Below are 19,720 nucleotides of genomic sequence, written 5' to 3'. Positions count from 1 at the left end.
TAGCCACGCAATATAGTTGTGGGAGCAAGGCTTGCCCGCGATGAAGGCACCTCGGTTTCAGAAAGACCGCACAGGCCTCATCGCGGGCAAGCCTGGCTCCCACAGGTTCCTCTTGCCACAGAGGGTCGTGTTTAGCCAGCCGTCTTGCGGCGGTTCCCAAAAACCTCAATGGCTGAAACAATGCAGGTCACTTCAAAAAAGTGTTTGTTTCAAGGGAGTTGCGGGTGCAGATTCAAGGCCATTATGAGCTTCAATTCGAGGCGGTGCGTGAAGCCTTCGCGGCGCTGTTCGACGATCCTCAGGAGCGCGGCGCGGCGTTGTGCATTCAGGTCGGCGGCCGCACGGTCATCGATCTGTGGGCCGGCACGGCCGACAAGGATGGCAGTGAAGCCTGGCACAGCGATACCATCGCCAATCTGTTTTCCTGCACCAAGACGTTCACCGCCGTCACCGCCCTGCAACTGGTGGCCGAAGGCAAGCTGCAACTGGACGCCCCTGTCGCGCGCTACTGGCCTGAGTTCGCGGCAGCCGGCAAGCAATCCGTCACGTTACGCCAGTTGCTTTGCCATCAGGCCGGGTTGCCGGCGTTACGTGAATTGCTGGCGCCCGAAGCACTTTACAACTGGCAAACCATGGTCGATGCGCTGGCCGCTGAAACGCCCTGGTGGACGCCGGGCGACGGTCACGGTTACGCGGCGATCACTTACGGCTGGCTGGTCGGCGAACTGCTGCGCAGGGCTGACGGTCGTGGGCCGGGGGCATCCATCGTGGCCCGTATTGCCAAACCGTTGGGCCTGGATTTGCACGTCGGCCTGGCTGATGAAGAGTTTCATCGCGTGGCCCACATCGCTCGCGGCAAAGGCAAGGTTGGTGATGCTGCGGCCCAGCGTCTTTTACAAGTGACGATGCGCGAACCCACGGCCATGACTACCCGGGCCTTCACTAACCCGCCCTCGATCATGACCAGCACCAACAAGCCAGAGTGGCGGCGCATGGAGCAACCGGCGGCCAACGGCCATGGAAACGCCCGCAGCCTTGCCGGGTTCTATGCCGGCCTGCTGGACGGTAGCCTGCTGGAAGGCGAAATGCTCGACGAACTGACCCGCCAGCACAGCTTCGGCGAGGATAAGATATTGTTGACCCAGACCCGTTTTGGCCTGGGTTGCATGCTCGACCAGCCGGATGTGCCGAACGCGACCTACGGCCTCGGCCCTCGGGCATTCGGCCATCCCGGGGCGGGGGGCTCCATGGGTTTTGCCGACCCGGAGCACGATGTGGCTTTTGGCTTTGTGACAAACACCCTCGGGCCATACGTTTTGATGGATCCGCGAGCACAGAACCTTGCGCGGGTACTTGCCACTTGTCTATAAAACGTTAGCAAAGACGGCGGGCACAGGAACCTCGTGTTCCTTTCAGTTTCCAATCGTCTGTTTATGCGGCCCGAACATGGCCTTTGTTTTTTCTTTTACATCATTTTGTGGATATCCAATGTCATTGAATAAATCTTTCGCTCTGGCGCTGTGCTTCGCTATCACCGGTTGCGCACAAACCCCACAAAATGATGCCGAGGGCGGCACTGGCTGGTGGCCGTTCGGCGCCTCCGACAAGGTCGCGGCCAAAGAGCCGATGCCAGCGGCGCCCTTGAAACCGGCTGCCGTCGCGCCACAAGCCAAGGCCGAGGGTGCCACTCACTGGTGGTGGCCGTTCTCTTCCGATGACGCCGCTGCCGACGGCGTCGCCAAAAAAGTCGAATCCAAACCTGTCGTCAAGACGCCGGCTACCGTGGCCCAGGCTGAAGCTGAAAGCAACGGCAAATGGTGGTGGCCATTCGGCGGCAAACATCAGGAAACCGCCAAGACGGTACCGATGCCGGATCCGAAAGTCACCCAGGCCTGGCTCGACGACTACGAGCCGAAATTGCGCACGGCCATCAAGGACAGCAAGCTCGAGCTTGAACGCCGCGACGACGTGCTGGTGGTCACCGCGCCAGTGGACGGCTCCTTCAACCCCGACCGTCCGGCCATGCTGCTGCCGGTGAGCCTCGGCCCGTTCACCCGCGTGGCGAAAATTCTTGAAGCTGACCCGAAAAGCGCCGTGCTGATCCTCGGTCACGCCGACACGTCGGGCGCCGCGCCGGTCAACCTGAAGCTCAGCCAGGAACGCGCCCAATCCGTGGCGGCGATCTTCCGTCTCAGCGGCCTGCAGCGTGATCGCCTGATGCTGCGTGGCATGGGTTCGGTTGCACCCCGTGCCGCCAATGACAGCGTTGAAGGTCGCGCTTTGAATCGTCGTGTCGAGCTGATGGTCACGCCGCAAAACACCATGGTGGCACTGCTGAGCAAGTACAACATGCCAGCCCCGGCGCCAGTGAGGTTAGTGGCGGCCCAGGACGTGAAGCCCGCGGCTTTGGCGCCCGCGCCAGCGGCTAAAAAAGCCAAGGCTGTTGCCACCCAAAAAGCGCCGGTCAAAAAGGCCGCGGCCAAGGCTCCTGCCAAAAAAGCCCCGGCCAAGAAAGCGACGGCGGCGAAGAAACCGCAACCGACTAAAGCCGCTACCGATGCCAAGAAAGTCGCGGCCGCCGATGCATCCAAGCAGTGATGGGCTAACTACAAGGAACGCGCCATGACCCAGACGCTGGCTGATATGCGTCGCGACTACACCCGCGATGGCCTGACCGAGGCGCAGGCCCCGGCCGAGCCGTTCACGCTGTTTCACCAGTGGTTCGCCGACGCGGTGAAAACCGAACAGGCGCCGGTGGAGGCCAATGCCATGACTTTGGCGACCGTGGATGCCCAGGGGCGCCCGCACTGCCGGATCCTGCTGCTCAAGGGACTTGATGCCCAAGGCTTCACGTTCTTCACCAACTACGACAGCGCCAAGGGGCAGCAACTGGCCGCGAACCCGTTCGCGGCCATGACATTTTTCTGGCCGACGCTGGAGCGTCAGGTGCGTATCGAGGGCAAGGTGCAGAAGGTCACGGCGCAAGAGTCGGACGCCTATTACCAGGTACGGCCATTGGGCAGTCGCCTCGGGGCCTGGGCTTCACCTCAAAGCCGGGTGATTGCGGGTCGAGGTGAGCTGGAAGACTTGCTCAAGGCCACCGAACAACGCTTCAGTGACAGCCAGCCTCACTGCCCGGAGCATTGGGGAGGCTATCGTCTGCTGCCCGAGCGTATCGAATTCTGGCAGGGGCGGGCGAGCCGTCTGCATGATCGCCTCAACTACCGCCTGCAAGAGGCGAACTGGGTCCGCGAGCGTCTGGCGCCTTAGCCTGGGGATAACCTGCCGCAGCGGCCTGAAGCCATTGCGGCAGGTCGCGCCGCTTGACCCCATGCTTCTGGGCGTCGGCCAATTGTTGCAGCATGTAAGTTTTTTTCAGCTCATCCTGCCCCGCCAATGACAGCGCCAGATCGCGGTCCATCCAGCGTTTGATCCGCACGTACAGCCACCAATGAAAGTACAAACCGGCTACGGTGGTAGCGGCTATGATGAAGTAATCCATGAGAAATCCTCAGGTCAGTGACGCGGATATCGGAAATTGGCGCTACTGTTTGGGTGAATTTTTCGGGCGAGCCTGTATCCCACCTGAATGAAAACAATTTTATCCCGGCGAGGCCGTGACAGGCGTCAAGCTGCGGAGTTTAATGAATACCTGTCTTTTGGAGTTTGATGCTATGCGTAAGTCTGTTTTGCTGGTTGCTTCCTTTTCCACGATGGCGATGTTGCTCACAGGCTGTCAGTCGAGCCTGACCGGTGACTCCTACTCCCGTGACGAAGCGCGTCGCGTGCAGACGATTCGCATGGGGACCATTGAAGCCTTGCGTCCGGTCAAGATCGAAGGCACCAAGACCCCGATCGGCGGCGCGGCCGGTGCAGTGGTGGGTGGTGTGGGTGGCAGCGCCATCGGTGGTGGCCGTGGCAGCATCGTTGCCGCCGTGATCGGCGCCGTTGCCGGCGGCCTGATCGGCTCCGCGACCGAAGAAGGCCTGACCCGTACCCAGGGTGTGGAAATCACCGTTCGCGAAGACGACGGCAGCATGCGCGCCTATGTGCAACAGGTTCAGGAAAACGAAGTGTTCCGTGTGGGTGAGCGGGTTCGTATTTCCACTGTGGATGGTACGAGCCGCGTATCGCACTAAGCTGGAATCGCTAAGAGAAAATCGCGCTTTTTCCTGAACGGGAGGCGCGATTTTTTTATGGCTTCGTTTCGGGGGGGGGGTGTATATCCGTTTCTTCGGTGACGGCCGCTTATGGTTCCGCTCTTACAGCGGCTCACTTTTGAACAGCCCGGAAGCCGGCCCAGTCAAAAGTAAGCAAAACGCTTCTGCCCCACCACTCGGTGCCTCGCTTAGGCTCGGCATGCCTGAACGAAGGCATTGCTCCGTGGGCCGCCGCGAAGGGCCATCCATGGCCCAGCGCGGCTAACTCGGCATCCATGCCGGGTTGCCCACTGCGCAATACCTTCGTTCAGCCAGCGTGGTTAACGGGGCGTCCAAGATCAACGTCCACCGCGAGGCGGCCTTATAGCCGGCCTGATTCTTGGTGGGACCGCGTTTCTCCTGTGGGAGCGGGCTTGCTCACGCAAGCGGTATCACAGTCGATGAAGATGTTGGGTGTGTTGGCCTTTTCGCGAACAAGCCCGCTCCCTCAGTGGTTCTGTGTTGGATATAAATTTGTGCTCACTGAAAGATCGAATGTGGGAGCGAGCCTGCTCGCGATGACGGCATCCAATTCAATCGCTATGTAACTGAACTATCGCAAGGCTGAGAAGGCGGCTACACAGTTGACGAAGATGTTGCATGTGTCGACCTCTTCGCGAGCAGGCTCGCTCCCACAGGAAAAACGCGATCATCAAAAAAAACAGGTCGGCTATAAGGCCGCCTCGCGGAGGATGTTGATCTTGGACGCCCCGTTAACCACGCTGGCCGAACGCAGGCGTTGCGCAGTGGGCATCCCGGCATGGATGCCGGGATAGCCGCGCTGGGCCATGGATGGCCCTTCGCGGCGGGCCCACGGAGCAATGCCTTCGTTCGGGCACACCGAGCCTAGGCGAGGTGCCGAGTGGTGGGGCAAAGCGTTTTTGGTTACTTTTGGCGCTCCTCCAAAAGTGACCCGCTGTAAGGGCGGAACCGCCAGTGGCCGTCACCGAAAAAACGGATATACACACCAATAAACACACAACAAACATCACCACAATCAGGTGATTTTAGTTGGCTTTAAATGCAGTCTGCTTACGACTAGCCGCCGCTGTCACCGCATAACCCAGCAACGCCGCCAGGATCGAGCCGGTGAGAATCCCCATTCGGTCCATGCCGGCGTACTCGCTGGTGCCGGGCGCGAACGCCAGGGAGCCGACGAACAGGCTCATGGTGAAACCGATGCCGCACAGGATTGCCACGCCCAGTATCTGTCCCCAGTTGGCGCCGGCGGGCAGGCTGGCGATACCGATCTTGACCGCCAGCCAGGTCAGGCCGAAGACACCCACGGTCTTACCCAGCAACAGGCCGATGGCAATGCCCATCGGCACGTGATGGGTGAAGCTCTCGACGGTGACGCCGCTCAGGGACAAGCCTGCGTTGGCGAAGGCGAAGAGCGGCAGGATGCCGTAGGCCACCCAGGGGTGCAGGGCATGTTCCAGGGTCAGCAGCGGCGAGGTCTCGGCATTTTTTGTGCGCAGCGGAATGCAGAATGCCAGGGTCACACCGGCCAGGGTGGCATGGACGCCGCTCTTGAGCACGCAGACCCAGAGAATCAGGCCGACAACCATATAGGGGCCGAGCTTGACCACTCCCGAGCGGTTCATCGCCACCAGCGCCGCGATGCAGGCGGCTGCCAGTACCAGTGACAAAGTCGACAGGGCGCCTGAGTAGAAGATGGCAATGATGATAATGGCCCCCAGGTCGTCGATGATCGCCAGGGTCATCAAAAACAGCTTGAGCGACACAGGTACCCGTTTGCCCAGCAGGGCCAGGACGCCAAGGGCGAACGCGATGTCGGTGGCTGTTGGGATTGCCCAGCCTGCGAGGGCGGCCGGATTGTCGCGGTTGAGGAACCAGTAGATCAGGGCGGGGACGACCATGCCACCGATCGCTGCCGCACCCGGCAAGACGATTTGCGAAGGTTTCGACAGTTGCCCGTCGAGAACCTCACGTTTGACTTCCAGGCCGATGAGCAGGAAGAACATCGCCATCAGGCCGTCGTTGATCCACAACAACGCCGGTTTGGCGATTTTCAGCACCCCGATCTGGGCCACCACGGGCGTGTCCAGAAAGTCTGTATAAAGCCAGGACAGCGGTGAGTTATTGAGTATCAGGGCCAAGGCGGCAGCGGCGATCAACAGCAGGCCGCTGGCAGCTTCCAACTGAAGGAAACGGGTCAAAGTATTGCGTAGAGGCACGGTTGCTCTCCATGGATCTAATCAAAAAAGATGGTTCACCCTAACCGGTACTGTTAGTTGTTAAAACAAAAGTTATATTCTTTTTTGTTATATGTCGTTACAACGCGTGCAGCCCGTGGTCAGGCAGTGACAGGCCATATTGGACCTTAGCTGTACCTGTGCGTGATGTCGGTTTTTTCCTAAGCTTGCGACTGGTTTTTCCGAGACAAGTCGTGCCTGCCTGAATGTCAGGTTACCCCCGCGTCGCATTGATCCAGTGAGAAGACACCATGAATGACCACCGCCAGTGGGCGCGTGAAGCGATCCGTATCATTGAGGCTGACTTCCAGCGCAGCGCCGACACCCATCTGATTCCATTGGCGCTGCCAGGGCTGCCGGGTATCGAGTTGTACTTCAAGGATGAGTCCAGCCACCCCACCGGCAGCCTCAAGCATCGACTCGCCCGCTCGCTGTTTCTCTACGCGTTGTGTAATGGCTGGCTCAAGCCTGGTGCCCCGGTGATCGAGGCTTCAAGCGGATCGACGGCCATTTCCGAGGCTTACTTCGCGAGGTTGCTGGGCTTGTCCTTTATTGCGGTGATGCCGGCGACCACTTCCAGGGAAAAAATCGCACAGATCGCCTTCTATGGTGGCCAGAGTCATCTGGTGGACGATCCTACACAGATATACGCCGAGTCCGAGCGCTTGGCCCGTGAGCATGACGGCCACTTCATCGACCAGTTCACCTACGCCGAGCGCGCCACGGACTGGCGCGCCAATAACAACATTGCCGAATCGATCTTCCAGCAGATGCGTTTCGAGCGGCATCCGGAGCCGAGCTGGCTGATTTCCAGCCCTGGCACGGGCGGCACCACCGCGACCCTGGGGCGTTACGTACGCTACCGCCAGCACTGTACCCGTGTGCTGTGTGCCGACGCCGAGCGTTCGGTGTTCTTCGACTACTACCGCAGCGGCGATGCAAGCCTGCGCCTGGATTGCGGTTCGCGGATCGAAGGTATCGGCCGGCCAAGGGTCGAGGCGTCGTTTTTGCCCAAGGTGATCGATGCGATGGTCAAAGTGCCGGATGCCTTGTCGCTGGCAGCCATGCACTACCTGGCCCAGCAATTGGGCCGACGGGTCGGCGGATCCAGCGGCACCAACCTGATCGGTGCACTAATCGCCGCCAGGCAAATGGTGGAAGCAGGGGAGACGGGCTCGATCGTGGCAATCTTGTGTGACGGCGGAGAGCGCTATGCCACGACCTATTACGATCCGGCGTGGCTCAAGGCCCAGGGCTATGAGTTGAGTGGATTGATGGACGCCGTGGCGGCGAGTGTCGAGCGAGGTGAAGCGCTGCCGGAAAGTGTGCTCCGGGCCAATATCTGAATACTTGAAAACACTGAGTTCCTTTGTGGGAGCAAGCTTGCTCCCACATTGGGATAATGTGTCAGGCCTTGAGACCCAGGATATCCCGTGCCACCGCCTCGGCAATCCGGATCCCGTCCACGCCCGCCGACAGAATCCCGCCCGCGTAGCCGGCGCCTTCGCCAGCCGGGAACAAGCCCTTGACGTTCAGGCTTTGCAACGTTTCGTCGCGGGTGATGCGCAGCGGCGACGAGGTACGGGTTTCAATGCCGGTCAGCACGGCGTCGTGCAGCGAGTAGCCGCGAATCTGCTTTTCGAACGCCGGCAGGGCTTCGCGGATGGCTTCGATGGCGAAGTCGGGCAGGGCCAGGGCCAGGTCGCCCAAAGACACCCCCGGTTTGTAGGACGGTTCGACGCTGCCCAGCGCTGTGGACGGTTTGCCGGCGATGAAATCGCCCACCAGTTGCGCCGGGGCCTCGTAGTTGCTGCCACCGAGCACGAAAGCGTGGGATTCCAGACGCTCCTGCAATTCGATGCCCGCCAGCGGGCCTCCGGGGTAATCGACTTCCGGGGTAATGCCCACCACGATACCGGAGTTGGCGTTGCGCTCGTTGCGTGAATACTGGCTCATGCCGTTGGTCACGACGCGGTTCGGCTCGGAGGTGGCCGCCACCACGGTGCCGCCCGGGCACATGCAGAAGCTGTACACCGAGCGACCATTGCGGGCGTGGTGCACCAGTTTGTAATCGGCGGCGCCAAGCTTCGGGTGACCGGCATATTTGCCCAGGCGCGCGCTGTCGATCAGCGATTGCGGGTGTTCGATACGGAAACCCACCGAGAACGGCTTGGCTTCCATGTACACGCCGCGGCTGTGGAGCATGCGGAAGGTGTCCCGGGCGCTATGGCCCAGGGCCAGAATCACATGTTTTGAATGAATACGTTCGCCACTGGCCAGCTCAACACCGACCAGCTGGCCGTCCTCGATCAACACATCCGTGACCCGCTGCTGGAAGCGTACTTCACCGCCCAGGGCGCGAATCTGCTCACGCATGTTTTCCACGACGCCTGTCAGACGGAACGTACCGATGTGCGGCTTGCTGACGTAGAGGATCTCTTCCGGCGCGCCGGCCTTGACGAATTCGTGCAGCACTTTGCGACCCAGGAACTTGGGATCCTTGATCTGGCTGTAGAGCTTGCCATCGGAAAACGTCCCCGCACCGCCTTCGCCGAACTGCACGTTGGATTCGGGGTTGAGCACGCTTTTGCGCCACAGGCCCCAAGTGTCCTTGGTGCGCTGGCGCACTTCGGGGCCGCGCTCGAGGATGATCGGCTTGAAGCCCATTTGCGCCAGCAACATGGCGGCGAAGATCCCGCACGGGCCGAAGCCGACCACGATCGGCCGCTCGCTCAGGTCGGCGGGCGCCTGGCCGACCACTTTGTAGCTGACATCCGGTGCCTGGTTGACGTTACGGTCATCGGCGAACTTGCGCAGCAAGCTGGCTTCATCGCGCACCGTCAGGTCGATGGTGTAGATGAAGCACAGTTCAGAGGACTTTTTACGCGCGTCGTAGCTGCGTTTGAACAGGGTGAAGTCGAGCAGGTCATCGCTGGCGATGCCCAGGCGTTGCAGGATGGCTGGGCGCAGGTCTTCTTCGGGATGGTCGATTGGCAGCTTGAGTTCGGTGATTCGTAACATGACAGGATCCGGTTCGCGGGACGCACAACTGCGCCAGGGCGTGAGGCGGCGATTATAAGCCAAAAACCTTCTAATCAGTCGTTACGCGCACCGCCGAAGTAAGCGCAGCCGCGCTGGACCTGACCGTTGACCCGCAGCTCGGCGCTCATGTGCTGCACGCTGCCGGTCACGCTGTCGACGCAGCGCTGGGGAGTGACCCACAGCTCGACTTTCTGGCCGTTGGCTTCGGTGCCGAGGTTGAAGCGGCCATCGCCCAGTTGTTCTTCAATGAAAGGCACCGCCAGCGGCGGCTGGCCTTCCCGTTCGAGCACCAGGCCCTTGCCGCTGGCCTCCAGATTCCACTCGGGGCCATGGCCGGTGGCGCGCAGGAGCAGCCGCTTGAAGTCGGCGTCGTCGCAAGCGCTGCCCGAGCGCTCCAGGCGATACAGTTGTTCCAGGTTCAATTGGCTGTCGGTACCGGCCGCTGCGCTGGTGACGATACGGCCTCGCACATCGGCAAACAGTTTGCCCTGGTCATCGGCCAGGTTGGCGGCCTGTTGCAGTACGCTGGTGCCGCCGCTGTCGTTGACGATGTAGCGACGCTGTTCCTGGCACGGCTGGAACACCAGTTGGCCATCGGCCGCCGTAAGTTCGCCCTGCATGCGCATCTGGCCTGCATGGGAGACGCTCTGGCGTGGAGCGTCGAGCAACTGGCAGCCGGCGAAGAGCGGCAGGACGGCAACAAACAGCAGGGAACGGGCGGCACGCATCATTGAGTCTCCAGACAAGTGCCGCCACGTTACGCAGACTGATCCTGCATCACAAGGGGTCAACCGACGTGAAAGGTCTGGCCAGTCTGCAGTCCTTCGACACTCTTGGCGTAGGCCAATGCGACATCGGCCGCTGGCACCGGCTTATAGCCACGGAAGTACGGGGCATAGTTGTCCATGGCTTCGAGCAGCACGTTCGGACTCACCGAGTTGACCCGCAAGCCCCGGGGCAATTCGATTGCCGCGGCACGCACGAAACTGTCCAGGGCGCCGTTGACCAGCGCTGCCGACGCGCCGCTCCTGATCGGGTCGTGGCTGAGCACACCAGTGGTGAAGGTGAAGGACGCCCCGTCGTTGGCGAATTCGCGGCCGATCAGCAACAGGTTGACCTGGCCCATCAACTTGTCTTTCAAGCCCAGGGCGAAGCTGTCCTGCGTCATCTCGTCCAAGGGCGCGAACGTGACGTTTCCCGCTGCACAGACCAGCGCATCGAAGCGGCCGGTCTTTTCGAACAGGGCACGGATCGAAGTGCTGTCGCTGATATCCACGTGCAGGTCGCCGCTGTGACGGCCGATACGGACAATGTCGTGACGCGGCGACAGTTCGTTATCAATGGCCGAACCGATGGTGCCGCTGGCGCCGATCAACAGGATTTTCATTAGCTGTTCCTCAATGGGCTGGATGAGATTGCAGTCTAGAGAGGTTTTTTCTGTTGATAATCGTGGTAATAGGCAACCTTTGGTTTTCAATTGGAAACAATCCGATGAGCGAAATGGACGATCTGGCAGCGTTCGCCGTGTTGATAGAGGCGGGTAGTTTCACCCTGGCGGCCCAGCAATTGGGCTGCAGCAAGGGCCAGTTGTCCAAGCGCATCAGCCTGCTGGAGAGTCGGTTTTCAGTGGTGTTGCTACAGCGCACCACGCGGCGCTTGAGTCTCACGGCAGCGGGGGCTGCGTTATTGCCCCAGGCCCAGGCATTGTTGGTGCAGGTGCAAAGGGCGCGTCAGGCGCTGGCTCGCCTGAAGGATGAAATTTCCGGGCCGGTGCGTATGACGGTTCCGGTGTCGTTGGGCGAAACTTTCTTTGAGGGGTTGCTGACGGAGTTCGCCCAGCGCTACCCCGACGTGCAGATCGAACTGGAGCTCAACAACGGCTACCGGGATCTGACCCGCGATGGCTTCGACCTGGCGATCCGTTCCGACGCCGCCCTCGATGAGCGCCTGGTGGCGCGTCCGTTGCTCGCCTGGCATGCGCTGACCTGCGCCAGCCCGGCTTACCTCGAACACTACGGTGAACCCCTCACCCCCCAGGGTCTGGCGGAACACCGTTGCCTGCTCAACAGTCATTACAGCGGTCGGGAGGAATGGCTCTATCACCAGCAACACGAATTGTTGCGGGTACGGGTATCGGGGCCGTTCGCCAGCAACCACTACAGCTTGCTGAAAAAAGCCGCCCTGGCCGGCGCTGGGGTCGCCCGTTTACCGTCCTATCTGTTGCATGAAGAATTGGCTGACGGACGATTGCGCTGGTTGCTAAGGGATTTTCAGACCCGGCGCATGCCGATGTACCTCGTGCACCCGTACCAGGGTGGTTTGCCCAAGCGCACCCAGGTGCTGGCGGACTATTTGATCGACTGGTTCAAGCGCAGTGGCGAGGCGCTGGATCGGCTTCAGCGATAGTAGCCTGGGGCTGTAATCCGACTGTTGGACAAGTCTATGTGGGAGCGGGCTTGCTCGCGAAGGCAGTAGTACATCCAGTATTTATGCAAGCTGACCCACCGCCTTCGCGAGCAAGCCCGCTCCCACAGGAGTCCTGGTCGTAATCAATGGGCGTAGCGCCTGGCAATCAGGTGGTCGATTGACAGTTTGCCCGGCCCGCGCGCCATCAGATAAAGCAATACCGCCGCCCAGGTGCCATGGGTCGGATAGGCAGCGGGGTAGACGAACAGTTGAATGGTTATGGTCATGCCCAGCAGGGCCAGGGCCGAGAAACGTGTCGCCAGGCCAAACAGGATCAGGACCGGGAACACATGCTCGGCCACGGCTGCCAGATGTGCCGCCAGCGCTGGCGACAGCAGCGGCAAGGCGTATTCGCTTTTGAACAGGGGAATGGTTGAGTCCGCCAGCCGTGGTAGGCCGAGCTGAAAAGTGCCGTCGACCAGATCGATAGCCAATCCCTCGATTTTGGTCTGGCCGGATTTCCAGAACACCGCAGCGATGGAAAATCGTCCCACGAAGGCGATCAGGCTGTGAGGGATTTTATCCAGCCATTGAATGGCGCGAGTAATCATGGAGTTCATGGTAATACCTGCTCGGCTAACAGATGAGTGATGGCTTGGTGGCTGATGAGCTGCGCCAGGGTGTGTTCCAGTTCCAGATCGGTGTCGCGCCCGGTTGAGGCATCAATGGCGGCGGCCAGGGACAAGCCTTGCTGCAGGTCTTTGATGAAATCGTGGGCACCGGGACTGATCGCAAACACTTCCACGTCCAGGTGGTTGCGCAGCACCAGGGCGCATTGCGGTGAGAAGGGGTCGAACGGCACGACGGGCTCTTGTTGATGGGCCGCCCAGATCGCCACCACGGCGAAGGACGACTGCAACAGGTGCAGTGACGGGTGAAGACCGACCCTCAGATGATCATGGGCGGCGGGCGATGACAGCCCTTGCATGATCTGTTGTGCGTCCATGGGCCGGGCGTCGGCGGCGTGCCAGGCCTGCACCTGCAGTCGCTCCAGTCGGGCGACATCCGCCAGGTAAGGTACGCTGGCGGCGGGTTCGAAATGTTCGATGAAGCCGGCAAAGTCGGCCCCGTAGTCACTCATCACCGGGCTTTGCGGTGCGGCCGACTGGACGTAGGTTCCGGCCATGGCGCCGAAAAACTCCTCACCCACCAGTTGCGCCACCACCGGATAGTTGTCGGCCAGGGCCTTGATCAATGAGCTGAGCACGTTGTTGCGATACACCGCGAACCGGCTCTCTGGATCGGCGCCAGTGGCGCAGGTCAAACCCTGCGGACACGCCCTGCGCGGGTCGAGCAGGGCGGCGGCGAATTCGCTGTAGCGGCTCATGGCCGGACCCCAGCGGCGTTTAACAGTTGGTCGGCCTGACCGGCTTCGGCCAGCAGCACTTCCAACGCCGGGATGCGGTTGTCACGCTCGATCAGCGTGGCGACCGGCCCGGTCCGTGCCAATACCGTGCGATACAAGCGCCAGACCTCATTATCGATTGGCGCACCGTGGTCATCGATCAGTAAACGCTCGCCCAGGCTGTCGGTGTCTTCGGCGAATCCGGCCAGATGAATTTCCCCGGTGGCCTGCAGAGGCAGTGCGTCGAGGTAAGCCAAGGGATCACGACAATGGTTGATGCATGAAACGTAGACGTTGTTCACATCCAGCAGCAGTCCGCAGCCGGTGCGACGGATGACCTCACTGATGAAGTCAGGCTCGTCGAGGGTTGAATCCTCGAACGCCAGATAAGTGGCTGGGTTTTCCAGCAGCAGCGTGCATTTGAGGCTGGACTGGACCTGATCGACGTGCTCGCAGACGCGCTTGAGCGTCGTTTCATCGTAGGCCAGGGGCAGCAGATCGTTGAGACACACCGGGCCATGGCTGGACCAGGCCAGGTGTTCGGAAAAAGACTGGGGCTGATAGCGTTCGATCAGTGTGGCCAGGCGTTGCAAGTGCGCAACATCCAGCGGTCCCTCCCCACCGATCGACAAACCGACGCCGTGCAATGACAGCGGATACTGTTCGCGTATCCGCCCCAGGAAGTGATGAAACGGCCCGCCGGCCACCATGTAGTTTTCCGCATGCACTTCGAAGAAGCCCAGATCCGGTCGGGTCTGGAGCACTTCACGAAAATGCTCGGTCTTGAGCCCCAACCCAGCCCTTGGCGGTAGCCGGGTATCGGTGGCGAGGGAGGGGGCTTTCGACATGGAGGTTGGCCTCAGGCAGATGCGATCAGGACTTGGCTTTGAACGCTTCGAGCTGGCCGAAACCAGTCGGGGAGGTTTTGCTTTCCATGGTGGTGCAAGTGCCTTTAGGGACCGATTTCCAGGCGTTGGCCTGATAGTCCATTTTCGCGGTGCCGGCACAGGTGGTGCCAGCGCCGGCGGCGCAGTCGTTCTTGCCTTTGAGGGCGACACCGAAGCATTTTTCCATGGTGTCGTCAGCGGCATGGACAGTCGAGACGCCTGTCATGCTCAAGGCGGAGCCAAGGGCCAGGGCCAGGGCAGCGGCGGACAGGGTGCGGGTCGAAGCAGTCATGATGATTCTCCAGGTTCAGGAAATGAACCGGCGACAGCGCCGGTCTGCTGAACTAGAGAGGGGGTGGGGGAATGCGTTACAGCAGGTTCTCGATTTTTTTTGGTCGCCCTGAAATTTGTGGCGATAGAGGTTGTTTTTGTGGGAGCAAAGCTTGCTCGCGAAACAGGCGCCGCGATTGCCGAGAGACCGCATCATCTTCATCGCGGGCAAGCCTTGCTCCCACAAAAAAAACGGCCCGAAGGCCGTTTTCTCATGCAGCAACAGACTCAACCGCCCAGATACGCCTCGCGTACTTTCGGATCGGTCAGCAGCGCTTCACCGGTGCCTTGCATCACCACGCGGCCGTTCTCCAGCACGTACGCCCGGTCAGCGATTTTCAGCGCCTGGTTGGCGTTCTGCTCCACCAGGAACACCGTCACGCCATCCTTGCGCAACTGTTCGATGATGTCGAAGATCTGCTGGATGATGATCGGCGCCAGGCCCAGGGAAGGTTCGTCGAGCAGCAGCAGCTTGGGCTTGCTCATCAGCGCACGGCCGATGGCAAGCATTTGCTGTTCGCCGCCGGACATGGTGCCGCCGCGTTGGCTAAAGCGTTCTTTCAGGCGTGGGAAAAGGTGCAGCACCTTGTCCATTTGCTCCTGAAAGTCGCCCTTGTCGGTGAAAAAACCGCCCATGGCGAGGTTTTCTTCCACAGTCAGCCGGGCAAATACCCGACGGCCTTCCGGCACTACGGCGATGCTCTTGCGCATGATCTGCGAAGAGTCCTGGCCCACCAGTTCCTCACCCATGTAGCGGATGCTGCCGCTGTGAGCCTGGGGCGAACCGCAGAGCGTCATCAGCAGCGTGGATTTGCCGGCACCGTTGGCGCCGATCAGTGTCACGATTTCGCCCTGGCGGACTTCGACGTTGACGCTGTGCAGGGCCTGGATCTTGCCATAGAAGGTGGAAACGTTTTCGAACTGCAGCATTTACGCTTCCCCCAGGTAGGCTTTGATCACTTCAGGATTGTCGCGGATCTGTTCCGGCGAACCGTCGGCCAGCGGCGTGCCCTGGTTGATCACGACGATATGGTCGGAAATGCTCATGACCAGCTTCATGTCGTGCTCGATCAGCAACACGGTGACATCGTGCTCCTCGCGCAGCACGCCGATCAGCGCTTTGAGGTCTTCGGTTTCCTTCGGGTTCAGGCCGGCGGCCGGTTCGTCGAGCATGAGGATCCGCGGACGGGTCATCATGCAGCGGGCGATTTCCAGGCGCCGTTGCTGACCGTAGGCCAGAGTCCCGGCGGTACGGTTGGCGAACTCCTTGAGGTTGACCTTCTCCAGCCAGTACTCGGCAAACTCCATGGCCTCGCGTTCGCTCTTGCGAAACGCCGGGGTCTTGAACAGGCCGGCAAAGAAGTTGGTGTTCAGGTGACGATGCTGGGCGATCAACAGGTTCTCGACCGCCGTCATGTCCTTGAACAGCCGCACGTTCTGGAAGGTACGCACCACACCCTTGCGGGCGATGTGGTGGCCGGGAAGGCCCTGAATCGGCTCGCCGTCCAGCAGAATGGTGCCGCCGGTGGGCTGGTAGAAGCCGGTCAGGCAGTTGAACACCGTGGTCTTGCCCGCGCCGTTGGGCCCGATCAATGCAACGACCTGTTTCTCTTTTACGGTCAGGGCCACGCCGTTGACCGCCAGCAAGCCGCCGAAGCGCATGCTTAAATTTTCAACCTTGAGGATCTCGCGGCTCATTTGCGCAGCTCCATGTGTGGGCGTTGCATAGGCAGCAGACCTTGAGGACGCCAGATCATCATCAGCACCATCAAGGCGCCGAACATCAACATGCGGTATTCGCTGAATTCACGCATCATTTCGGGCAACAGAATCATCACGATCGCCGCCAGGATCACACCCAACTGCGAGCCCATCCCGCCCAGCACCACGATGGCGAGGATGATTGCCGACTCGATGAAGGTGAAGGATTCCGGCGTCACCAGACCCTGACGGGCGGCAAAGAAGCTACCGGCGAAACCGGCGAAAGCGGCACCGAGGGTGAAGGCCGACAGCTTGATCACCGTAGGATTGAGACCCAGGGCACGGCAGGCGATCTCGTCTTCACGCAGCGCTTCCCACGCACGGCCGATAGGCATGCGCAGCAGGCGGTTGATGACGAACAATGCGGCCAGGGCCAGCAACAGCGCCACCAGGTAGAGGAAAATCACCTTGTTGATCGAGCTGTAGGGCAACCCGAAGTACTCGTGAAAGGTCTGCAGGCCTTCAGCGGCTTTACGTTCGAAGGTCAGGCCGAAGAACGTTGGCTTCTCGATGTTGCTGATGCCGTTCGGGCCGCCGGTGATGTCGGTCAGGTTGCGCAGGAACAGACGGATGATCTCGCCGAAACCCAGGGTCACGATTGCCAGGTAGTCGCCGCGCAAGCGCAGCACCGGGAAACCCAGCAGGAAACCGAAGGTGGCGGCCATCATCCCGGCGATTGGCAGGCAGATCCAAAAGCTCCAGCCGAAGTAATGCGATAGCAGCGCGTAGCTGTAGGCGCCGACGGCATAGAAGCCGACGTAACCCAGGTCCAGCAGACCGGCCAGACCTACCACGATGTTAAGGCCCAGCCCCAGCATCACGTAGATCAGGATCAGCGTGGCGATGTCCACCGCACCGCGAGAACCGAAAAACGGCCAGACCAGTGCCAGGACGACCAGGGCCAGGATGATCCAGCGCTGGGTAGTCGGCAGGGTCAGGAAGTTACTGGCCTTGGCCGGGACTATCGGCAGGCCGGGCGATGCCTTCCAGGCGGCGCTGATCTGCGTGCTGAACAGCACACGCAGGAACATCAGCACCGAACACATGGCGATGGTCGCCAGGATGGCCGGGCTGGTGCCGTGTACTTCAAGGTCGATGCCCACGATGGTCAGTTTCAGGCCGAGTACCGGGTACGCGACCGCCCAGACCAACAGCGCGCTGAAGAGCGCCGATTTAAGATGTTTAGTCATACCTTCTCAACCTCCGGACGGCCCAGGATGCCGGTCGGCCGGAACAGCAGCACCAGAACCAACAAGCCGAACGCCACGACGTCCTTGTATTGATCGCCGAAGATGTCGGCGCCAAAGGCTTCCGCCACGCCCAGCACCAGCCCGCCGAGCATGGCTCCGGGGATGCTGCCGATGCCGCCCAGTACCGCGGCGGTGAAGGCCTTGAGGCCCACGAGGAAACCGGCGTTGGGGTTGATCACACCGTATTGCATGCTCAGCAGCACCGCGGCGATGGCCGCCAGGGCCGCGCCGATGACGAAGGTCAGGGCAATGATGTTGTTGGTGTTGATGCCCAGCAGGTTGGCCATCTTGATGTCCTCGGCACAGGCGCGGCAGGCGCGGCCCAGGCGGGAACGGGAGATGAACAGCGTCAGGCCGAGCATGGCGACCAGGGTCACCACGAACACCACGATTTGCATGTAGGAAATCAGCACTTCCTGTGCCCCCCCTGGCCCGAAGGTAAAGTTACCCGGAATCAGGTTGGGAATGGATTTGTCCTTGGAGTCTTGCGAAAGCAGAACGGTGTTCTGCAGGAAGATCGACATGCCGATGGCGGAAATCAGCGGGATCAGACGGTTGCTGCCGCGCAAGGGGCGGTAGGCGATCCGTTCGATGCTGTAGCCATAGGAACTGGTGACCACGATGCTCGCGATGAAAGCCGCGGTCATCAACAGCGGGACACTGTCGAGTCCCATCATGGCGAGCCCGGCGATGGCGATGAACGCCACGTAGGAGCCGATCATGTACACCTCGCCGTGGGCGAAGTTGATCATTCCAATGATGCCGTAAACCATCGTATAGCCGATGGCGATCAGGGCATACGTGCTGCCAACGGTCAGGCCGTTAACCAGCTGTTGGAAGAAGTGATAGATGTCAGGCATTACAGCGCTCCTAAAAACCTGATACGCATTTCACTGGTGGAGTCATTTTCCCGCCCGGGCCCCATGGATCTGCATCCACTTCGAGCACGAGGTTTGCCAGCGAACCGCTGATGACGGTTTTGAGATTTTCAGGTGGGGAGACTGGCGGATCACGCCAGCGCGGCCCAATACATTTAAAACAAAGCCCACGGCACGCCGTGGGCTTTGTTGGCAGTCAGTCAGGCCAGGCCTTACTGAGGCGAAGCTTCGGTTTTAGGTTTGCCGAAATGCCACTGGTAAACCACGAACTTGAAGTCCTTCAGGTCGCCCTTGTCATCGAAGCTCAGGTCACCGGTCGGGGTCTTGAAAGTACCGGCGTGGATGGCTTCAGCCACTTTTTCCGGGTCTTCGCTCTTGGCTTCGGTGATGGCCTGGGCAATCACTTGAACGGCCGAGTAGGACGGGAACACGAACGGACCGCTCGGGTCTTCTTTCTTGGCCTTGAACGCGTCAGCCAGGGCGATGTTGGCCGGATCCTGGTCGAAGGATTTCGGCAGGGTCACCAGCAGGCCTTCGGAAGCTTCCTTGGCGATCTGCGAGATCGAGTCGTTACCCACGCCTTCCGGACCCATGAATTTGGCGTTCAGGCCTTTTTCCTGGGACTGACGCAGGATCAGGCCCAGCTCCGGGTGGTAGCCGCCGTAGTAGACGAAGTCGACGTTGGCTTGCTTGAGCTTGGCGATCATCGAGGAGAAGTCTTTGTCGCCGGCGTTCACGCCTTCGAACACGGCAACCTTGACGCCTTTGTCTTCGAGGGTTTTCTTCACGGCACTGGCGATGCCTTCACCGTATTGCTGCTTGTCGTGCAGAACCGCGACGATCTTCGGCTTGACGTGGTCGGCGATGTAGTTACCGGCCGCAGGGCCTTGGGCGCTGTCCAGGCCGATGGTGCGGAAAATCATCTTGTAGCCGCGAGCGGTGATGTCCGGGCTGGTAGCGGCCGGGGTGATCATGATCACGCCTTCGTCTTCATAGATGTCCGAAGCCGGTTGGGTGGAGCTGGAGCACAGGTGGCCGACCACGTACTTGACGCCGTCGTTGACGACTTTGTTCGCCACCGCGACCGCTTGTTTTGGATCACAGGCGTCATCGTATTCAACGGCGACCAGTTGCTTGCCGTTGACGCCGCCCTTGGCGTTGATCTGCTCGATGGCCATTTTGGAGCCACTGAATTGCATGTCGCCGTATTGGGCTACGGGGCCGGTCTTAGGGCCGGCGATACCGATCTTGATGGTGTCGGCGGCGAACGAATGGCTGGCAACCCCGGCCAGAACCATAGCGGCAAACAGTTTGGAAATCTGCTTAGTAGCCTTAGTCATAGTGCT

The 19,720-nt window shown here is 60.6% G+C and carries 20 protein-coding genes; 6 read left to right on the top strand and 14 right to left on the bottom strand.

All coding sequences use genetic code 11. The features are described 5' to 3' along the window. Positions 1-224 precede the first annotated feature (224 nt). The 3 genes from PSH57_RS22585 (at position 225) to pdxH (ending at position 3,270) form a co-directional block, all read left to right on the top strand. Positions 225-1,370 (top strand): serine hydrolase domain-containing protein, encoded by a 1,146-nt coding sequence (locus PSH57_RS22585; RefSeq protein ID WP_305385673.1) that lies wholly within the window; start codon positions 225-227, stop codon positions 1,368-1,370. Positions 1,371-1,488: 118 nt separating this feature from the next. Further along, a complete protein-coding gene (locus PSH57_RS22580; RefSeq protein ID WP_305385672.1) occupies positions 1,489-2,598 on the top strand; it encodes an OmpA family protein in 1,110 nt (369 codons plus the stop codon). Between the two features lie 24 nt (positions 2,599-2,622). After that, a complete protein-coding gene (gene pdxH, locus PSH57_RS22575; RefSeq protein ID WP_305385670.1) occupies positions 2,623-3,270 on the top strand; it encodes a pyridoxamine 5'-phosphate oxidase in 648 nt (215 codons plus the stop codon). Here the strand turns inward: pdxH and PSH57_RS22570 are convergent. After that, positions 3,218-3,502, bottom strand: a complete 285-nt coding sequence (locus tag PSH57_RS22570; RefSeq protein ID WP_305385669.1) for a hypothetical protein — start codon at positions 3,500-3,502, stop codon at positions 3,218-3,220. The genes pdxH and PSH57_RS22570 overlap by 53 nt on opposite strands. Positions 3,503-3,674: 172 nt before the next feature. On the opposite strand from PSH57_RS22570, the gene PSH57_RS22565 reads away from it, so the two are divergent. Beyond that, positions 3,675-4,139: an outer membrane lipoprotein gene (locus tag PSH57_RS22565; protein ID WP_047228399.1), complete on the top strand. Its 465-nt coding sequence runs from the start codon at positions 3,675-3,677 to the stop codon at positions 4,137-4,139. Between the two features lie 1,067 nt (positions 4,140-5,206). On the opposite strand, the gene nhaA is transcribed toward PSH57_RS22565, so the two are convergent. Then, positions 5,207-6,397 (bottom strand): Na+/H+ antiporter NhaA, encoded by a 1,191-nt coding sequence (gene nhaA / locus PSH57_RS22560; protein ID WP_305385668.1) that lies wholly within the window; start codon positions 6,395-6,397, stop codon positions 5,207-5,209. Between the two features lie 269 nt (positions 6,398-6,666). On the opposite strand from nhaA, the gene PSH57_RS22555 reads away from it, so the two are divergent. Beyond that, entirely contained in the window at positions 6,667-7,761 is a 1,095-nt protein-coding gene (locus PSH57_RS22555; protein ID WP_305385667.1) for a PLP-dependent cysteine synthase family protein, read from the top strand. 61 nt (positions 7,762-7,822) lie between these two features. Here PSH57_RS22555 and PSH57_RS22550 read toward each other — a convergent pair whose 3' ends face one another. From PSH57_RS22550 to PSH57_RS22540, 3 genes are all read right to left on the bottom strand, one after another. Next, positions 7,823-9,436 carry an NAD(P)/FAD-dependent oxidoreductase gene (locus PSH57_RS22550; RefSeq protein ID WP_305385666.1) on the bottom strand — a complete coding sequence of 538 codons (1,614 nt, stop codon included), beginning with the start codon at positions 9,434-9,436 and terminating at the stop codon, positions 7,823-7,825. A gap of 74 nt (positions 9,437-9,510) precedes the next feature. Continuing rightward, on the bottom strand, positions 9,511-10,185 hold the full coding sequence (locus PSH57_RS22545) for a COG3650 family protein (RefSeq protein WP_305390457.1): 675 nt from the start codon (positions 10,183-10,185) through the stop codon (positions 9,511-9,513). 59 nt (positions 10,186-10,244) lie between these two features. Further along, the gene (locus PSH57_RS22540) at positions 10,245-10,844 is read right to left on the bottom strand and encodes a short chain dehydrogenase (protein WP_305385665.1); all 600 of its coding nucleotides are present in this window, start codon (positions 10,842-10,844) and stop codon (positions 10,245-10,247) included. Positions 10,845-10,948: 104 nt separating this feature from the next. Here PSH57_RS22540 and PSH57_RS22535 point away from each other — a divergent pair, with 104 nt between their 5' ends. Continuing rightward, the gene (locus PSH57_RS22535; protein ID WP_305385664.1) at positions 10,949-11,863 is read left to right on the top strand and encodes a LysR family transcriptional regulator; all 915 of its coding nucleotides are present in this window, start codon (positions 10,949-10,951) and stop codon (positions 11,861-11,863) included. A gap of 143 nt (positions 11,864-12,006) precedes the next feature. On the opposite strand, the gene PSH57_RS22530 is transcribed toward PSH57_RS22535, so the two are convergent. From PSH57_RS22530 to PSH57_RS22490, 9 genes are all read right to left on the bottom strand, one after another. Then, the gene (locus tag PSH57_RS22530) at positions 12,007-12,483 is read right to left on the bottom strand and encodes a DoxX family protein (RefSeq protein WP_305385662.1); all 477 of its coding nucleotides are present in this window, start codon (positions 12,481-12,483) and stop codon (positions 12,007-12,009) included. Then, positions 12,480-13,250 (bottom strand): HvfC/BufC N-terminal domain-containing protein, encoded by a 771-nt coding sequence (locus PSH57_RS22525; RefSeq protein WP_305385661.1) that lies wholly within the window; start codon positions 13,248-13,250, stop codon positions 12,480-12,482. The genes PSH57_RS22530 and PSH57_RS22525 overlap by 4 nt, the downstream gene beginning before the upstream one ends. After that, complete coding sequence (gene bufB, locus PSH57_RS22520; RefSeq protein WP_305385659.1) at positions 13,247-14,116, bottom strand: MNIO family bufferin maturase; 870 nt, start codon at positions 14,114-14,116, stop codon at positions 13,247-13,249. Before bufB ends, PSH57_RS22525 begins: the two co-directional genes overlap by 4 nt. Positions 14,117-14,141: 25 nt before the next feature. Then, positions 14,142-14,447 (bottom strand): BufA1 family periplasmic bufferin-type metallophore, encoded by a 306-nt coding sequence (locus PSH57_RS22515; RefSeq protein ID WP_139050991.1) that lies wholly within the window; start codon positions 14,445-14,447, stop codon positions 14,142-14,144. Between the two features lie 266 nt (positions 14,448-14,713). After that, positions 14,714-15,415, bottom strand: coding sequence for an ABC transporter ATP-binding protein (locus tag PSH57_RS22510; RefSeq protein WP_092397010.1), 702 nt, complete (start codon positions 15,413-15,415; stop codon positions 14,714-14,716). Beyond that, positions 15,416-16,183: a high-affinity branched-chain amino acid ABC transporter ATP-binding protein LivG gene (gene livG, locus PSH57_RS22505; protein ID WP_047228388.1), complete on the bottom strand. Its 768-nt coding sequence runs from the start codon at positions 16,181-16,183 to the stop codon at positions 15,416-15,418. Then, on the bottom strand, positions 16,180-17,436 hold the full coding sequence (locus PSH57_RS22500) for a high-affinity branched-chain amino acid ABC transporter permease LivM (protein WP_305385654.1): 1,257 nt from the start codon (positions 17,434-17,436) through the stop codon (positions 16,180-16,182). The genes livG and PSH57_RS22500 overlap by 4 nt, the downstream gene beginning before the upstream one ends. Continuing rightward, positions 17,433-18,356 (bottom strand): high-affinity branched-chain amino acid ABC transporter permease LivH, encoded by a 924-nt coding sequence (livH, locus tag PSH57_RS22495; protein ID WP_047228386.1) that lies wholly within the window; start codon positions 18,354-18,356, stop codon positions 17,433-17,435. The genes PSH57_RS22500 and livH overlap by 4 nt, the downstream gene beginning before the upstream one ends. 230 nt (positions 18,357-18,586) lie before the next feature. After that, positions 18,587-19,714: a branched-chain amino acid ABC transporter substrate-binding protein gene (locus tag PSH57_RS22490; protein ID WP_305385648.1), complete on the bottom strand. Its 1,128-nt coding sequence runs from the start codon at positions 19,712-19,714 to the stop codon at positions 18,587-18,589. Positions 19,715-19,720: the final 6 nt, after the last annotated feature.

Source organism: Pseudomonas hefeiensis (assembly GCF_030687835.1).
GTDB lineage: Bacteria > Pseudomonadota > Gammaproteobacteria > Pseudomonadales > Pseudomonadaceae > Aquipseudomonas > Aquipseudomonas hefeiensis.
This window is presented reverse-complemented; position numbering and strand designations above follow the sequence as displayed.

Excerpts from the sequence above, each read along its gene's own strand:
- PSH57_RS22510 (WP_092397010.1), bottom strand. The coding sequence starts at position 15,415 with ATGCTGCAGTTCGAAAACGTTTCCACCTTCTATGGCAAGATCCAGGCC.
- PSH57_RS22555 (WP_305385667.1), top strand. The coding sequence starts at position 6,667 with ATGAATGACCACCGCCAGTGGGCGCGTGAAGCGATCCGTATCATTGAG.
- PSH57_RS22550 (WP_305385666.1), bottom strand. The coding sequence starts at position 9,436 with ATGTTACGAATCACCGAACTCAAGCTGCCAATCGACCATCCCGAAGAA.
- livH (WP_047228386.1), bottom strand. The coding sequence starts at position 18,356 with ATGCCTGACATCTATCACTTCTTCCAACAGCTGGTTAACGGCCTGACC.
- livG (WP_047228388.1), bottom strand. The coding sequence starts at position 16,183 with ATGAGCCGCGAGATCCTCAAGGTTGAAAATTTAAGCATGCGCTTCGGC.
- PSH57_RS22515 (WP_139050991.1), bottom strand. The coding sequence starts at position 14,447 with ATGACTGCTTCGACCCGCACCCTGTCCGCCGCTGCCCTGGCCCTGGCC.
- PSH57_RS22530 (WP_305385662.1), bottom strand. The coding sequence starts at position 12,483 with ATGAACTCCATGATTACTCGCGCCATTCAATGGCTGGATAAAATCCCT.
- PSH57_RS22570 (WP_305385669.1), bottom strand. The coding sequence starts at position 3,502 with ATGGATTACTTCATCATAGCCGCTACCACCGTAGCCGGTTTGTACTTT.
- PSH57_RS22540 (WP_305385665.1), bottom strand. The coding sequence starts at position 10,844 with ATGAAAATCCTGTTGATCGGCGCCAGCGGCACCATCGGTTCGGCCATT.
- PSH57_RS22525 (WP_305385661.1), bottom strand. The coding sequence starts at position 13,250 with ATGAGCCGCTACAGCGAATTCGCCGCCGCCCTGCTCGACCCGCGCAGG.
- PSH57_RS22545 (WP_305390457.1), bottom strand. The coding sequence starts at position 10,185 with ATGCGTGCCGCCCGTTCCCTGCTGTTTGTTGCCGTCCTGCCGCTCTTC.
- bufB (WP_305385659.1), bottom strand. The coding sequence starts at position 14,116 with ATGTCGAAAGCCCCCTCCCTCGCCACCGATACCCGGCTACCGCCAAGG.
- PSH57_RS22565 (WP_047228399.1), top strand. The coding sequence starts at position 3,675 with ATGCGTAAGTCTGTTTTGCTGGTTGCTTCCTTTTCCACGATGGCGATG.
- PSH57_RS22490 (WP_305385648.1), bottom strand. The coding sequence starts at position 19,714 with ATGACTAAGGCTACTAAGCAGATTTCCAAACTGTTTGCCGCTATGGTT.
- PSH57_RS22580 (WP_305385672.1), top strand. The coding sequence starts at position 1,489 with ATGTCATTGAATAAATCTTTCGCTCTGGCGCTGTGCTTCGCTATCACC.
- PSH57_RS22535 (WP_305385664.1), top strand. The coding sequence starts at position 10,949 with ATGAGCGAAATGGACGATCTGGCAGCGTTCGCCGTGTTGATAGAGGCG.
- PSH57_RS22500 (WP_305385654.1), bottom strand. The coding sequence starts at position 17,436 with ATGACTAAACATCTTAAATCGGCGCTCTTCAGCGCGCTGTTGGTCTGG.
- pdxH (WP_305385670.1), top strand. The coding sequence starts at position 2,623 with ATGACCCAGACGCTGGCTGATATGCGTCGCGACTACACCCGCGATGGC.